The 14,549-nt window shown below is 70.3% G+C and carries 14 protein-coding genes and 1 pseudogene; 3 read left to right on the top strand and 12 right to left on the bottom strand.

From position 1 onward, the window contains the following. Position 1: 1 nt before the first annotated feature. The 9 genes from OG352_RS28225 to OG352_RS28185 form a co-directional block, all read right to left on the bottom strand. A complete protein-coding gene (locus OG352_RS28225; RefSeq protein WP_329220752.1) occupies positions 2-742 on the bottom strand; it encodes an ABC transporter permease in 741 nt (246 codons plus the stop codon). After that, positions 739-1,653 carry an ABC transporter ATP-binding protein gene (locus tag OG352_RS28220; RefSeq protein ID WP_329220750.1) on the bottom strand — a complete coding sequence of 305 codons (915 nt, stop codon included), beginning with the start codon at positions 1,651-1,653 and terminating at the stop codon, positions 739-741. Before OG352_RS28220 ends, OG352_RS28225 begins: the two co-directional genes overlap by 4 nt. A 99-nt stretch (positions 1,654-1,752) precedes the next feature. Beyond that, positions 1,753-4,170 (bottom strand): hypothetical protein, encoded by a 2,418-nt coding sequence (locus OG352_RS28215; RefSeq protein ID WP_329220748.1) that lies wholly within the window; start codon positions 4,168-4,170, stop codon positions 1,753-1,755. A gap of 154 nt (positions 4,171-4,324) precedes the next feature. Further along, entirely contained in the window at positions 4,325-4,735 is a 411-nt protein-coding gene (locus tag OG352_RS28210; protein WP_329220747.1) for a DUF6113 family protein, read from the bottom strand. Continuing rightward, the gene (mshB, locus tag OG352_RS28205) at positions 4,735-5,637 is read right to left on the bottom strand and encodes an N-acetyl-1-D-myo-inositol-2-amino-2-deoxy-alpha-D-glucopyranoside deacetylase (RefSeq protein WP_329220745.1); all 903 of its coding nucleotides are present in this window, start codon (positions 5,635-5,637) and stop codon (positions 4,735-4,737) included. The genes OG352_RS28210 and mshB overlap by 1 nt, the downstream gene beginning before the upstream one ends. A 9-nt stretch (positions 5,638-5,646) precedes the next feature. Continuing rightward, a complete protein-coding gene (locus OG352_RS28200; RefSeq protein ID WP_329220744.1) occupies positions 5,647-5,889 on the bottom strand; it encodes a hypothetical protein in 243 nt (80 codons plus the stop codon). Between the two features lie 2 nt (positions 5,890-5,891). Further along, positions 5,892-6,776, bottom strand: a complete 885-nt coding sequence (locus OG352_RS28195) for a hypothetical protein (protein ID WP_329220742.1) — start codon at positions 6,774-6,776, stop codon at positions 5,892-5,894. Positions 6,777-6,817: 41 nt separating this feature from the next. Next, positions 6,818-7,657 carry a helix-turn-helix domain-containing protein gene (locus OG352_RS28190; protein WP_329220740.1) on the bottom strand — a complete coding sequence of 280 codons (840 nt, stop codon included), beginning with the start codon at positions 7,655-7,657 and terminating at the stop codon, positions 6,818-6,820. Between the two features lie 138 nt (positions 7,658-7,795). Next, positions 7,796-8,347: an ATP-binding protein gene (locus tag OG352_RS28185; protein ID WP_329220739.1), complete on the bottom strand. Its 552-nt coding sequence runs from the start codon at positions 8,345-8,347 to the stop codon at positions 7,796-7,798. 121 nt (positions 8,348-8,468) lie between these two features. Between OG352_RS28185 and OG352_RS28180 the strand changes: the two genes are divergently transcribed. Both OG352_RS28180 and OG352_RS28175 read left to right on the top strand, forming a co-directional pair. Next, complete coding sequence (locus tag OG352_RS28180) at positions 8,469-9,347, top strand: helix-turn-helix domain-containing protein (RefSeq protein WP_443072359.1); 879 nt, start codon at positions 8,469-8,471, stop codon at positions 9,345-9,347. Further along, positions 9,344-9,610, top strand: a complete 267-nt coding sequence (locus OG352_RS28175; RefSeq protein ID WP_329220737.1) for a DUF397 domain-containing protein — start codon at positions 9,344-9,346, stop codon at positions 9,608-9,610. The genes OG352_RS28180 and OG352_RS28175 overlap by 4 nt, the downstream gene beginning before the upstream one ends. Here OG352_RS28175 and OG352_RS28170 read toward each other — a convergent pair. Then, positions 9,607-9,801, bottom strand: a complete 195-nt coding sequence (locus tag OG352_RS28170; protein ID WP_093781468.1) for a hypothetical protein — start codon at positions 9,799-9,801, stop codon at positions 9,607-9,609. The two genes, OG352_RS28175 and OG352_RS28170, sit on opposite strands and share 4 nt — an antisense overlap. Positions 9,802-9,982: 181 nt before the next feature. Here OG352_RS28170 and OG352_RS28165 point away from each other — a divergent pair, with 181 nt between their 5' ends. Further along, complete coding sequence (locus OG352_RS28165; RefSeq protein ID WP_329220736.1) at positions 9,983-12,202, top strand: S9 family peptidase; 2,220 nt, start codon at positions 9,983-9,985, stop codon at positions 12,200-12,202. A gap of 174 nt (positions 12,203-12,376) precedes the next feature. Here OG352_RS28165 and OG352_RS28160 read toward each other — a convergent pair. Then, a pseudogene (locus tag OG352_RS28160) lies at positions 12,377-13,456 on the bottom strand (ABC transporter ATP-binding protein); the annotation flags it as partial. Between the two features lie 103 nt (positions 13,457-13,559). Next, on the bottom strand, positions 13,560-14,543 hold the full coding sequence (locus OG352_RS28155) for an ABC transporter ATP-binding protein (protein ID WP_329220735.1): 984 nt from the start codon (positions 14,541-14,543) through the stop codon (positions 13,560-13,562). Between the last annotated feature and the right edge of the window lie 6 nt (positions 14,544-14,549).

The following is a 14,549-nucleotide window of genomic DNA, read 5'->3' as shown; positions in this document are numbered from 1 at the left end:
CTCACGCCTTCAGCGTGTCCTTCCGGTACAGCCAGGCCGCGCCGCCCGTGAACAGGGCGAAGAAGACGGCCAGGATGACGATGTCCTTGGCGTGCGGGGCCTGGCTCTGCTCGATCGACTGCCCCAGCGCAGCGTACGCGTGCGTCGGCACCCACTTGGCTATGTCCTGAAGCCAGGTCGGGAAGGTCGTCGTGGGCATCCACAGGCCGCCGAGGATCGACAGGCCGAAGTAGGTGATCATCGTGATCGGGCGGACCGCGTCGCCGTTCGCCATGTATCCGATCGCCACGCCCAGGGCGGCGAAGACGAGGCTGCCGGCCCAGATCGCGCCGGTCAGCGCGAGCCACTGCCAGGCGTCCAGCCGCACGTCCTTCACGGCCGCGGCGACGGCGAAGACCACGACGATGGACGGCAGGCTGACCACGGCGGCGCTCGCGGTCTTCGCCAGGACGTAGCCGCGGCCGGGGAGCGTGGTCAGGCGCAGTTGCCGTACCCAGCCGCTCTGGCGTTCCTTGGCGATGCGCTCGCTGTTGCCCATCAGGACGGCCGTGAGGGCGCCGAAGGAGGCCATCGAGACCATCATGTAGGTCGGCAGGGTGAGGCCCGTGCCGTCAACCTTCGTCGTGCCGTCGGCGCTGCCCGCGATGAGCAGGAACAGGACCGACGGGTAGATCACCGAGAAGAACAGGAACTTGCGGTTGCGCAGGGCGCGGGTGAGCTCCAGCTTGATGAGGCCGTTCACTTCGACTTCGCCTCCTCGGCGGTGGTGAGGGCCACGAAGGCCTGCTCCAGGCCGAGCCCGGCGACCTCGAGGTTGTGCGGGTAGAGGCCGAGGCCGTACACGGCGTGGACGGTGGCGTCGGCGTCGGTGGACTGGATGCGGACGGTGCGGCCGGACACGTCGAGGGTGGTGAGGAACGGCAGGGCGCGCAGTGCGGCCTCGTCGATCCCGCCCTCCAGGTCGAAGGCGATCCTGCGGGCCCCGGCCTTCGCCTTGATCTCGGCGGCCGTGCCGTCGGCGAGCAGCCGGCCCCGGTGCAGGACGAGCACCCGGTCGGCGATGGCGTCGGCCTCTTCGAGGTAGTGGGTGGCGAACAGGACCGTGCGGCCCTGGTCGGCCTGCTCGCGCATGGTGGCCCAGAACGCCTGGCGGGTGGTGACGTCCATTCCGGTCGTGGGCTCGTCCAGGACGATGAGGTCGCTGTCGCCGGCGGTGGCGAGGGCGAAGCGGACGCGCTGGGCCTGGCCGCCGGAGAGCTTGTCGACCTTGCGGTCGGCTATCTGGGTGACCCCGGCGCGGGCCAGCACGTCGGCGGGGCGGTACGGCTTCGGGTGCAGGGCGCAGGCGAGCCGGACCAGTTCGGCGACCGTCACCTCGTCCATCAGGCCGCCGCTCTGGAGCATCGCGCCCACCCGCCCGGCGACGATCGCCTCGCGCGGGGTGGCGCCGAAGAGGCGGACGGCGCCGCTGTCGGCGTGCTTGAGGCCGAGCAGCAGGTCGAGGGTGGTGGACTTGCCGGCGCCGTTCGGGCCGAGCAGCGCCACGGTCTCGCCGGGGCGCAGCGCGAGCGTCAGGGCGTCCACGGCCCGTACGTCACCGAAGCTCTTGGTCACCTGGTCGAATCCGACCACCGGCGCTGTCGTCGTCGTCATGACAGCAATCGTCGCCCGGCAGCGCGGCGGGCGGCAGTGTCGGCCGTCCATGGTGCCGCATGACATATGTCATGCGGCACCGTGGACACTGCCTGCGGGTCAGCTCGGGTCGGTCTCGATGGTCGCGATCCGGTCCGTCGTGCTCTTCAGGGCCGGGCGCAGGGCGCCGATGACGTCCTGGACCGTGACGGCCGTCTTCTGGCCGGTGCCGCGGGTGATCAGCACGGTGTCGAAGGTGCCGCCGTACAGCACCTTCAGGGCGGGCTGGTCGTAGCTCTCGACGAGCTTGCCGTTGACCGCCTTGACCTGGAGGAACTTCCACAGGGAGTTCTTCGGGCTGAAGGCGATGCTGTGCAGGCCGTCCTTGGTCTGGAGCGTGACCTTGCCGGACATGGCCGGTTCGGCGAACTCCTTCATCATGCGGTCGACCTCGGCGTCGGACACCGTCGGCTGCCTGGTGGTCGTCGGCACGCTCACCGCCGTGGTCGTGCCGGTCTCCACCTGGTCGCGGTAGGCGTCCACCACGGCCGACTCGGCCTTCGCCGCGTCGATGCCCTTGCCCGCCTTGCCGTAGACGGCGACGGCCTTGCCCGACTCGAACTTGATCGTGCCGTCGGTGGCCGAGCCGGAGCCGCCCGCCGCGCTCTCCAGAGCGGCCTGGAGCTTCTCCTCGTCGACCGGCATCTCGGGCTCGACCTCGCGGTGCTGCCCGAACAGCGAGCCGATCACGGAGACCGGGTTGTAGTCGCTCTTGGCGGCGTCGTCGACCGTGGCCTGCATGTCGAACTGCAGGCCCGCCTGGTCCGGCTTGAGGGTGACGGTGCCGCCGCCGACGGACAGCTTCAGCGACTGGGCGACCCGCTTGGAGAAGGCGTCGTCGAGCGTCTTGACGGCGTCGTCACGGGTGCCGCCGCCGATCTCCACACCGAGGACGGTGGTGCCCTTGGGCACGTCGGAGTGGTTCATCAGCAGACCGGCGCCGTAGACGCCGACCCCCGCGACGACCACCAGGCCGCCCAGCAGGGGCAGCTTGCTGCGGCCCTTCTTCTTTTTCTGCTTCTTGGAGTTCCTGGAGTCGCCGCCCGCGGACGCGCTCTGCGTGCCCTTGTCCGGCCCCTTCGGCGGGGTGTGCGGCAGCGGCCCGTCGGTGTGCGTGGCGCCGCCGCCAGGCCCGCCGGAGGGCACGACGGGGATACCGCTGGTGAGGGTGTGCCCGGAGACGTTGTCGACGGGCCGCACGCCGTAGCCGCCCGCACCCGGCTCGGGGGCGTGCTTCTGCGGGGTGAGGATCGCGGTGTCGTCGCTGAGTCCGCCGCCGGGGAGACGTCCGGTGCCGGGGGCGGTGGAACGGGGGCCACCGGGAGCGGAGGGTGTGCCGGGCGCGCGGGTCGCGCCGGGGGCGCCCGCCGCGCCGATCGCGCCTGCCGTGCCGCGCGCGCTGCCGCCCATCGGGGGCACCATCGGGCCGTCGCCGGTGACCGGACCGCCGGTCGGTCCCGCCGGGCCGCCCTGCGGGCCGCCTCGGCCGCCGGGACCGCCGGGTCCCTCGGGACCGTTGAAGTCGTACGAGCCACCGGGCCCGGCCGGGAACCCGCCACCCTGACCGCCCTGACCGTTCTGGCTACCCTGCCCGCCCTGACCGTTCTGACCGTTGTCGGAGAAGTACGGCAGGTTGTCGCGGCGCGGCTCGGCCCCGCCACCGCCCTGACCCTGCTGCCCTTGGCCCTGCGCACGCCCCTGGCCCGGACGCGAGCCGTTGTTGTTGCCCAGGGGGCCGGCGGCGAGTGCCTCGGTGACGTCGAAGGAGCCCGTGCCGCCGCCGTGGCCCGGAGCCACGGGTCCGCCCGTGGCACCGCCCGGCATCCCCGAGCCGTTGGTGCCGCCGGAGCGGGCACGGCCCGGCACGCTCATGGAGCCGACCACGCCACCGGGACGCCCGGTGCCCGGCCGCGCGCCACCAGGCGCAGCAGCACCAGCACCAGCACCGGATCCGGTTGCGGATGCGGATGCGGATCCGGCGGCCGAACCGCCCGGCAGACCGGCCCCGTTGGTGGAGCCGCCGCCCTGACCGCCCTTGGCGGGCCCGGACTTGCGGGGAGCGAACCAGTCGCTCTTCTTCTCCTCGGCGCTGGGCCCCGGTTCGGCGGGCAGCTCGTACGAGCCGGTGTCGGACGACCCGGACCCGACGCCACCCGCCGGAGCCGCCGACTGCGCGTCGGCCCCGGTGTTGGTGTTGCCGTTGGCGCTGTCGTCGCCCGCGCTGTCGGTGCCGGCGACGGGTGTGCGCACGACGACCGGCGGAATGGGCCGCGATCCCGGGATGTTGATGCGGATCCGGGTCGTCAGCGTGGTCTCGGTCTTGCGTTCCTCCGGTCGCGCGGCCGAACGACCCGCGTCCGCGCCGCCGTCGGACACCACAGGGGTGCCGTACGGCGGCGTGCCCGAGGGATAGGCGGCTCCGCCGCGCCCGTTGGACCCGTTGGGCCCGGAGGACGGACTGTCAGTTTCACGACTCAAGGCAGGTTCTCCAGGTTGGCTCCGCCGCCCGCCACGACCTCACGGGCAGCTCGGCGGCGCGCACCACCATACTGGCCACTTCTGGCCCGTATCCCATGACCGCCGAGGAAACCCACACCGGACTCCCACTGGCCCGCCAGGGTGAAGTGGTACGTCACTTGCCAAGTCGGACGTCATCGCCGCCCGGTTGCCGCCCCAAACCGATCGTGGCACAGATCACAGCGAGCGCCATGCCACCGAGCAGGAAGAGGTACGAGCCGCCTCCCGCGCCGAACAGGAAGTCGCCCTCGGGACGGCCCGCGGTGCACAGGACGACCGAGATCATCCAGCCCGCGGCGGGCGCGACGGCCCCGGCGCGGCTGTCCAGGGCACGCGCCCCGCCGACGAACAGCCCGGCCGCGCCCACGAGCGCGAGGAGCAGTCCGCCCGGGAACCAGCCGGCCTGGACGAGCGCCCCGGCGAGACCGGCGACGGCCCCGAGCAGGAGCAGCCCCACACAGGCGGCGGCCCGTCCGGGCGGGGGCATCCGGAGCGGCTGGGCGAGCATCGACCCACGATCGGCCATCAGGCCACCTCCCCCGCCTCGGCGGCCTCGACGCCGACGCCCGCGAAGAGATCGGTCTCCCTCGACCTCGACCTCGACCGTGCCGGCTCCCCGCGTACGAGTTCGTAGTACTCGGTCGCGAAGACGGGCTGCGCGAGTTCGTTGGAGAGGGCGAAGTACCGCTCACCGGGGGCGACTTCGACCTGCGTGGCGTGGGCACGCATGGCGGCGGCCTTTGCGGAGGCATACGCACCGCCGCCGACGCCGATCTCCGCCGTGACGCGATCGTCGTCCACCACACCCGGTACGTCGGAGACGACGGCGCTCTTGGTGAAGGGCAGCCCCGGCAGCTCCTCCTGGAGCCGGGCGAAGGCGGCCTCGGTGACGGAGCGCGGGACGCGGTTGACGTACACCTTGGGGATGCGCCACCCGGCGCTCTCGGCCAGCTCCACCGCCCGCACGGCGACGCGGTGGGCCTGGATGTGGTCGGGGTGGCCGTAGCCGCCGTTGTCGTCGTACGTGACGAGGACCTGGGGGCGTACCTCGAGGATCACCTCGACGAGAGACGCGGCGGCTTCGTCGACGTCCGCCTGCCAGAAGCAGGCGGGGTCGTCGTTGTCGGCGAGGCCCATCATCCCGGAGTCGCCGTAACGGCCCTCACCGCCGAGCAGCCGGAAGTCGTCGACACCGACCTCGGCCATCGCGGCGGCCAGCTCGCGCAGCCGGTGCTTCCCGAGGGCGGCCCCGGACAGATGCCGCAGTTCCGGCGGGATCACCTCGCCGAGTTCCCCGAGGGTGCAGGTGACCAGCGTCACACGAACACCCTCGGCCGCATACCTGGCCATGGTCACGCCGTTGTTGATCGACTCGTCATCCGGGTGAGCGTGCACCAACAACAGACGCCGACCGGGCAATTCCTTCATGGGCCCACCCTACGAGGCGTGCTCGTCCCCGTCCCCGAAGACCTCTGCGGCGGATGCGACGGTGATGGCGCGGGCGAGCCAATGGCGGAGGAGATCGAGGTCGTAACAGCCGGTGATCCGCTCACGGACCTCCTCGGGCGCATCGATGCCGCGCGTCTCCAGGATGATCAGTACGGACTTTGCCCAGACCTCAGCACGGCCCTCCTCGCGGAGTTCCTCCGCGAGGTCTGACTTGTAGAAGGAAAGATCCACGCCTACTCGTCCGCGAAGATCTCTGCGGCTGACAGCGCAGTGGCCGCGCGGACGAGCCATGTATGGAGCAACCCCAGGTCTCGGCACTCCGCGATCCGCTCACGCACATCGGCAGGCACATCGATGCCGCGCTGCTCCAGGACGGTCAGTATCACCGTGCCGTAGGTGTTGACACTCCCCTCGGCGCGTCCTTCATCGCGGATCTCCTCCGCGAGGTCCGACTTGTAGAAGGAAAGATCCACGGCCACCAGATTCCTCCAGAGCTTGTTGGCCGAGCGTTTGCCCAGGCCTTGTGCGATGAGTTCGATGATGGGGTCGGCGACGACCTCGGGCTGGTCGCGCAGCGCGGTCGACAGGGCTTTCAGTATGTCACCAATGGCCGGATCGCCCGCGTGTGTGATGGCCGCGAGGGTGGCCAGGACAAGGTCCTCGCCGGCCTCGGCCGGGTCGGTGATCACCGGCATGTTGTGGGGGCCTGCCACGAGGGGCCTGATGGTGAGAGTGGGCAACTGGGGAGGCCCGCTGGCCACCGGCTGCTGGGCCCATGCGGCGGTGGCGTGGTCCTGGACGACGACCATGAGCGCCGTGGGCAGCCGGTACTTGCTCCAGAGATACGCGGTGTAATACGCCCAGCTCGCGGGCTTGGCGAGGTTCTTGTTGCCCTGGGCCTCGATGGCGAGAAGGAAGTCGCCGTGTTCCGCGCTGTCGAGGCGCAGGAGGGTGTCCACCCGCCGTTCGACGGGGCCGGTCTCGGTGAGGTCCGTGGGCAGGATCGTGACGCTGTCCGGGACGGGAATGTCGCATCCGAGGACCTTCGAGACGCGGCTGAAGAGCTTGGTGTCGTGCTGGAAGATGCGGTGCATCGCTTCGTGCGGCGAGCTGACCATGCGGTTCCTTGGTTCTCTATGGTGCGGCTCAGCGACGCGGCTCAGTGGTGCGTGGACCGCTGTCGGCAATCGCCGCATCTGTCTGATCCCGTGGATTTGAAGGCTCGGTCGCAGCCGTCGCAGTTTTCGAGTCGGGGGCGGGGCTCCTGGGGTGGGGCGGGGGCTCGGTACGGCGGGAGGGGTGGGAGCTTGTCGGCCAGGCGGTGGGCCAGGAGGGCTGCGGGGCGGCGCAGGGGGTCCTCGGGGAGGTCGGCGGTGAGGGCGTGGCGTACGGCCGTGGGGGTGACCTCGCGCTCCAGCCAGGCGGCGACTCCCGGCGCGAGATGGTCGGCGTCCGTGGCGGAGAGGAGGAGGCGGGGGTCGTCGCGGCGGAGGGTGGCCAGGAGGTCCACGGCCGTCTGGAGGAGGGCGGGGGCCGGGTACGCGGGCTGTGGGACCGGCGGGAGCTTCTTGCGGGGTGGGGCGGGACGTCGTACGGGCGGCCTGACGGGCTCGGGCGCGCTGCCTCGCCCGCCGGGCTGGTTGCAGGAGACCGTGCGGGTGACGATGCGGCCGTCGGGGACGCGGGAGCGTTCGCGGCGCAGGTAGCCGTGGGTTTCCAGTTCGCGTAGCGCGGCGGCGATGCGGGTCGCGCCCTCGGGGAAGCGGGCGGTGAGCGACTTGATGTCGACGCGGACGCCCGCCGGGAGCGACTGGAGGTGCACGGCCAGGCCGATCGCCAGGAGGGTGAGCTCCTTGTGCTGGGCGAGGTGGTTGCCGATCACCGTGAAGCGGGTGGTGTGACGGGTGTTGTCGTGGGTGAGTCCGCCCGCGTGGGGGTGGTTTTTGCGCGGGGTACGGGACTCGGCGCACGGCGGCGCGCTAGGGTTTTCGGTATCCATCGGGAAGCCCTTACTTCCTCGGTGGTCAGGCCCTCGCATTGGGATTGCAGTCCCGGCGAGGGCCGTCGCATGTCTGCGGTGGTGTCGTGGCGAGCGTAAGGCAGACAACCCGTCCCGAATCCAGCCGAGTTGGCATATTCACTCGCGGGAGTGAGTTTGCGCCGCGGGCGGGAGGGGTGGGGCTTGGTGGGGTTCTTTCACCGTCGTGGTCCTTGGGAAAAGAGCGCCCCTCGCACCGGCACACGAGGTATCGGGTTCCGGTGGGAGAACGACCTCGGCCCAGACCGTCTTGCGCGGACGCATCTCCGGTGCCCAGCCCCACCGGTCGGCGAGCGCCTCGACGAGGAGCAGTCCGCGCCCTGACTCGGAATCGGCTTCCGGGGGCGTTCGGCGGGGGCGGGGCGGCCGGTCCCCCGACGTGTCCGTCACCTCGATGCGCAACGTGTTCGCGATGACGTAGAGCGACAGCCGGAAGTCCCGGCCGGGGACGCGTCCGTGGGTCGCCGCGTTCGTCGCGAGCTCGGCGACGATCTGACGGGCGGGGTCCAAGGGCAGCTCCCAGGAGCGCAGTTGTTCCACCGCCAGCAGTCGCGCGAGGCGGGCTCCGCGCGGCGTGGGCGACAGGCGCACGCTGAAGTTGCGGAAGTGGTGGGCAGGTTGGGGCTCGGAAGAGACGGTTTGCTCAATCACGTCACTCAGAGTGGCCGCTCGCGCTTACCGTGAACAGTGACGTCACCGTTGCGTACGGTGACTGTCCGGACGTTGTCCGGTCGTGTCGGCGCTGTCGGTTCGAGTGGCGGAGGGGTGCGAAGTGACTCAGGTGAACGGCAAAGAGGTTCAGCTCAAGGAGGAGGCGGACGAGCCCGGTTGGGAGGTGGACCCCAACGACCACTGGGGCATCGCCGTCCTGGAGATGGTCGGACGGCAACTGAAACTGCGGCGCGAGGTCAAGGGGATGCGCGCCGCCGACTTCGCGGCGGCGGTCGGGTACGGCGAGGACCTCGTCTACAAGATCGAGGGCGGCAAGCGGATCCCCCGCCTTGAGTATCTGGACAAGGCCGACGAGGTACTGGACGCCGGTGGGCTGATCTCGGCGATGTGGGACGACGTGAAGAAGGTCACCTACCCGAAGAAGGTGCGGGATCTGGCGGACAGGGAGGCGAAGGCCGTCGAGATCGGCGTGTACGTGTGCAGCAGCATCCCCGGCCTGTTGCAGACCCCCGAGCATGCCCGCGCCCTGCTGGAATCGTGGCAGCCCGCCTACACGCCGGAGGATGTGGAGCGGCTGGTGGCGGCTCGCATGGCGCGTCGCTCCGTCTTCGAGCGGTCACCTGCACCCGCCCTGGGCTTCGTCCTGGAAGAGGCGACACTCCGCCGCAAGGTCGGAGGCACAATGGTGAGGCGAAAGCAGTTCGAACGCCTGCTGGAGGTGGGGCGATTGAACAACGTGACGCTTCAGGTGATGCCGCTGGACAGCGGGGCTCACCCCGGCCTGAGCGGCAGGATCGAGCTGCTGAAGTTCGAGGACGGGACAGCTGTAGGGCGTTCCGATGGGGCGTTCAACGGCCGTCCGACGTCCGATCTGAGGCAGCTCCGCATCCTTGAGCTGCGGTATGGCACCATCCGGGCGCAGGCTCTCCGGCCGGGGGAGTCGCTGAGCCTCATCGAGAAACTGCTGGGAGACACATGATCCGCAAGCCCTCCGCCGGAACCACCGCCGAACTGGCGTGGTTCAAGAGCAGCTACAGCAGCGGCCCCGACGGCGAAACCTGTGTCGAAGTCGCCCTCGACTGGTTCAAGAGCAGCTACAGCGACGGGCCCGACGGCGAGTCGTGCGTCGAGATCGCCGCCACCCCCACCACCATCCACGTCCGTGACTCCAAGCACGCCGACGACAGCCCCCGCCTCGCGCTGTCGCCCGAGGCGTGGACCGTGTTCGTGCCGTCCGTCTAGAACTTGATGCTGCCGATCATGCTGGCGACGCTTGTCGTCAGGTCGCTGATCGTCGGTGCGATCGTCGAAGAGGCCAGGTAGAAACCGAGCAGCATGCAGACAACCGCGTGACCGCCCTTCAGTCCCGACTTCTTGATCAACAAGAAGACGACGATCGCCAGCAGCACCACCGCTGAAATCGAGAGCGCCACGGCGGCTCACCTCCAAGAACCCGGGAACGTGGGGGCAAAAGCAGAACAAGGGAACTTGTAAATCCATACATCAGCCAGCAGGTTCATACCCACACAGCGCTAGTGATCATAACTATGTGTGGGTGCGCATCTCGCGGCGCACAGCCGCACAAGGGGGTCGCATGGCCAATATGGTCGGGCCATGACGACCGACTCCGACTCCTTCCCCCGCCGGCACGCCCGCACCCAGCGTTTCACCCTCGGCGCGCCGCGTTCGTTCGCCGTCGCACCCGACGGCTCCCGGGTCGTGTTCCTGCGCTCCGGATCCGGTACGGAACGGGCGAACTCCCTCTGGGTGCTCGATCCGGCGGACGGCACGGAACGCCTCGCCGCCGACCCGGGCACCCTCCTCGGCGGAGCTTCCGAGGACCTCTCAGCCGAGGAGAAGGCGCGTCGCGAGCGCAGCCGTGAGGGGGGTGCGGGGATCGTCGGATACGCCACCGACGAGGCCGTCGAACTGGCGGCTTTCGCCTTGTCAGGGCGGCTTTTCACGGCCGAGCTGCGGGCGGGCACGACCACCGGGATCGCCGTTCCCGGGCCGGTGATCGACCCCCGGCCGTCGCCCGACGGACGGCTCGTCGCGTACGTCGCCGGGGGCGCTCTGCGGGTGGTGGGCTCTGGGGGTACGGACGACCGCGCGGTGGCGGAACCGGAATCGGACAAAGTTTCGTATGGCCTGGCGGAGTTCATCGCGGCCGAGGAGATGCACCGGCTGCGGGGCTTCTGGTGGGCTCCGGAGTCGGACCGGCTGCTGGTCAGCCGCGTGGACGACACGCCGGTGGAGCGGTGGTGGCTCTCCGATCCGGCCCACCCGAAACGTGACCCACAACACGTGCCCTATCCAGCTGCTGGGACACCCAACGCTGACGTACGCCTGTTCGTGTTCGGGCTCGACGGGGTGCGCACGGAGGTCGTCTGGGACCGGGCGCGGTACCCGTATCTGGCACGAGTGCACTGGTCAGGGGCGGGTGCACCGCTGTTGCTCGTACAAGCGCGCGATCAGCGCAGCCAGCTTTTCCTGGCCGTGGACACCGCCTCCGGGGCGACCCGGATGGTGCACGCCGACGAAGATCCGATTTGGCTTGAACTTTTCCCCGGAGTGCCCTGCTGGAGCCCCTCCGGGCAGTTGGTCCGGATCGCCGACGAGGGCGGCGCGCGGGTCCTCACCGTCGGCGAACGTCCGCTGACCGGGGCCCAGTTGCACGTCCGGGCGGTGCTGGACGTCACCGCCGACGACGTGCTCGTCTCCGCCTCGGCCGGGGAGGATGCCGCCACAGCGGAGATCGGCGAGGTGCACGTCTACCGGGTCAACGAACTCGGCATGGAGCGCCTCTCGCAGGAGCCCGGCGTGCACTCGGCGGTGCGCGCGGGGAAGGTGACCGTCCTCGTGTCGGCGACGCCGGACCGGCCGGGGAGCGTGGCGCGGGTGCTGCGGGACGGAAAGCCGGCGGACGGGAAGTCGGCGAGCGGGAAGTCGAGGGACGGGAAGCCTGCGAGCGGCAAGCCTGCGGTGACTGTCCCGTCGTATGCGGAGGATCCCGGTCTGTCCCCGCGCGTGACGCTGACACAGGGGGGCGCACGGCGGATCCCGTGCGCCGTGCTTATGCCGTCGGACTACGACACGGCCTACGACGGGAGCACTCCGCTCCCCGTCCTCATGGACCCCTACGGCGGTCCGCACGGGCAGCGGGTGGTGGCCGCGCACAACGCCCACCTGACCTCGCAGTGGTTCGCCGACCAGGGGTTCGCGGTGGTCGTCGCCGACGGGCGGGGCACGCCGGGTCGCTCCCCCGCCTGGGAGAAGGCGATCAAGGACGACGTGGCCGCGATCGCCCTGGAGGACCAGGTGGACGCCCTGCACGCGCTCGCCGAACGCTTCCCGCTCGATCTGACCCGGGTGGCCATCCGTGGCTGGTCCTTCGGCGGCTACCTGGCGGGGCTCGCGGCACTGCGCCGCCCGGACGTCTTCCACGCGGCGATCGTCGGGGCCCCGGTCACCGACCTGCGCCTGTACGACACCCACTACGAGGAGCGCTACCTCGGCCACCCCGGGGAACGGCCCGAGGTGTACCGGCGCAACTCGCTGATCGACGACGCGGGCCTGGTGGACGCGGCCGAGCCGGCCCGCCCGATGATGATCATCCACGGGCTGGCGGACGACAACGTGGTGGTCGCCCACTCCCTGCGGCTGTCCTCGGCACTGCTGGCGGCGGGCCGCCCGCACGAGGTGCTGCCCCTGTCGGGCGTCACGCACATGACCCCGCAGGAACAGGTCGCGGAGAACCTGCTGCACCTCCAGTTGGACTTCCTCCGCCGCTCCCTGGGCCTCGCCCGGACACAGCAGGAGGCGACACAGCAGTAGGCGACAGAGCAGCAGGCATGGCAACGGGCCGGGGCGACATGGCGCGCCCCGGCCCGTTTACGGCACCCGCACGGCCGTACGCTGTTCAGACTGACGCGTCCGTATATCGGAATCGGGTCAGCCAAGTTGCCTGCTTGTTAACGCGGTTGCTGTGCAAATGTGCGGCTGTACACCCTAGTTGTCGTGATCTTCCACTTTGCCTTCCACGTGATCTCCCACGTGATCTTCCGGTGGGACCACCCGTTTCTCCTCCGCGAAGTGGCACGCCGAGTCGTGTGCCGCCGGGCCGGGGAGGAGGCGGAACTCCGCCGGGACCGCGAGCAGCGGCACCTCCAGCGCGCAGCGTTCCGCCGCCTTCCAGCAGCGGGTGCGGAAGCGGCAGCCGGACGGGATGTTCGCCGGGGACGGGACGTCGCCGGTCAGGATGATCCGCTCGCGGCGCTCCCGCGCCTCCGGGTCCGGGACGGGGACCGCCGACAGCAGGGCCTGGGTGTAGGGGTGAGTCGGATGGTCGTAGATCTCCTCGTCCCTGCCGATCTCCACGATCCGGCCGAGGTACATGACGCCGACCCGGTCCGAGATGTGGCGGACGATCGACAGGTCGTGGGCGATGAAGAGGTACGACAGGTCGAACTCGCTCTGCAGCCGGTCCAGCAGGTTGATCACCTGCGCCTGGACCGACACGTCCAGCGCGGACACCGGCTCGTCGGCGACGATCACCTCCGGGCGCAGGGCAAGTCCGCGCGCGATGCCGATGCGCTGGCGCTGGCCGCCGGAGAACTGGTGCGGGTAGCGGTTGATGTACTCCGGGTTGAGGCCTACGACGTCCAGGAGATCCTGGACCTTTCGGCGCCGGTCGCCCTTGGGGGCCACCTCGGGGTGGATCTCGTACGGCTCGCCGATGATGTCGCCGACCGTCATGCGCGGGTTGAGGGAGGTGTACGGGTCCTGGAACACCATCTGGATGTTGCGGCGGACCGTCCGCAGGGCCTTGCCCGACAGACCCGTGATGTCCTCGCCCTTGTAGCGGATCTCCCCCGCCGTCGGCTTCTCCAGACTGACCAGCATCTTGGCGACCGTCGACTTGCCGCAGCCGGACTCCCCCACGATGCCCAGGGTTTCGCCCTTGGCGAGGGTGAAGTCGACGCCGTCGACGGCCTTCACCGCGCCGACCTGCCTCCTCAAGACGACGCCCTGGGTGAGCGGGTAGTGCTTGACGAGCCCGGTGACTTCGAGGATCGGCTCAGCCGATGGGGCCGTTGAGGACGATGAGGCCGATGAGGCCGATGAGGCCGATGAGGCCGATGAGGCCGATGAGGCCGATGAGGCCGATGAGGCCGATGAGGCCGATACGGAACTAGCCATGGAGGCACTCCCTCCAGAAGTGGCACGCGCTCGTGCGGTCATCGTCTGAGTCGTCGACCTCGTACAACGGGGGCACGTCCCTGCGGCACACGTGCTGGTCCATCGGGCAGCGTGGGTTGAAGGCGCAGCCCGGGGGGATGGCCATGAGGTTGGGTGGCAGGCCCTTGATGGCGTAGAGCTCGTGGCCCTTCTGGTCCAGGCGCGGGATGGAGTCGAGCAGGCCTCGGGTGTAGGGGTGGGCCGGGGCCTTGTAGATGTCGTGGACGGGGGCCGACTCGACGATCCGGCCCGCGTACATCACCGCGATGCGGTCGGCGACGTCGGCGACCACGCCCAGGTCGTGGGTGATGAGGATGAGCCCCATGTGGTACTCGCGCTGCAACTCCGCGAGCAGGTCCATGACCTGGGCCTGGACCGTGACGTCGAGGGCGGTGGTGGGCTCGTCGGCGATGATGAGCGCCGGTTCGAGGGCGAGCGCCATCGCGATCATGATGCGCTGGCGCATGCCGCCGGAGAACTGGTGGGGGTAGTCCCGGACCCGTTCGCGGGCGGCCGGGATGCGGACGTGGTCCATCAGCTCCACGGCCTTCGTCCGCGCGTCCTTGCGCGACATGCCCCGGTGGACGACGAACATCTCGCCGAGCTGGTCGCCGACCGTCAGCACGGGGTTGAGGGACGACAGGGCGTCCTGGAAGATCATCGCCATCTCGGCGCCCCGGACCTTCCGGCGCTCCTCCTCCTTGAGCCGGAGCAGGTCCCGGCCCTGGAAGAGGATCTCGCCGCCGGTGATCCGGCCGGGCGGCATGTCGAGGATGCCCATGATCGCCTGCGCGGTGACGGACTTCCCGGAGCCCGACTCGCCGAGCACCGCGAGGGTCTCGCCGGCGTCCACGCCGTAGCTGACGCCGTTGACGGCCCGGGCGTTGCCGTCCCGGGTACGGAACTCCACATGCAGGTCGCGCACTTCGAGCAGCATCCGCCC

Origin of the sequence: Streptomyces sp. NBC_01485, from assembly GCF_036227125.1 — a bacterium.
Taxonomy (GTDB): Bacteria; Actinomycetota; Actinomycetes; order Streptomycetales; family Streptomycetaceae; genus Streptomyces.
Note: the sequence above shows the minus strand (reverse complement) of the source record. Positions and strands in the feature narration are given on the sequence as shown.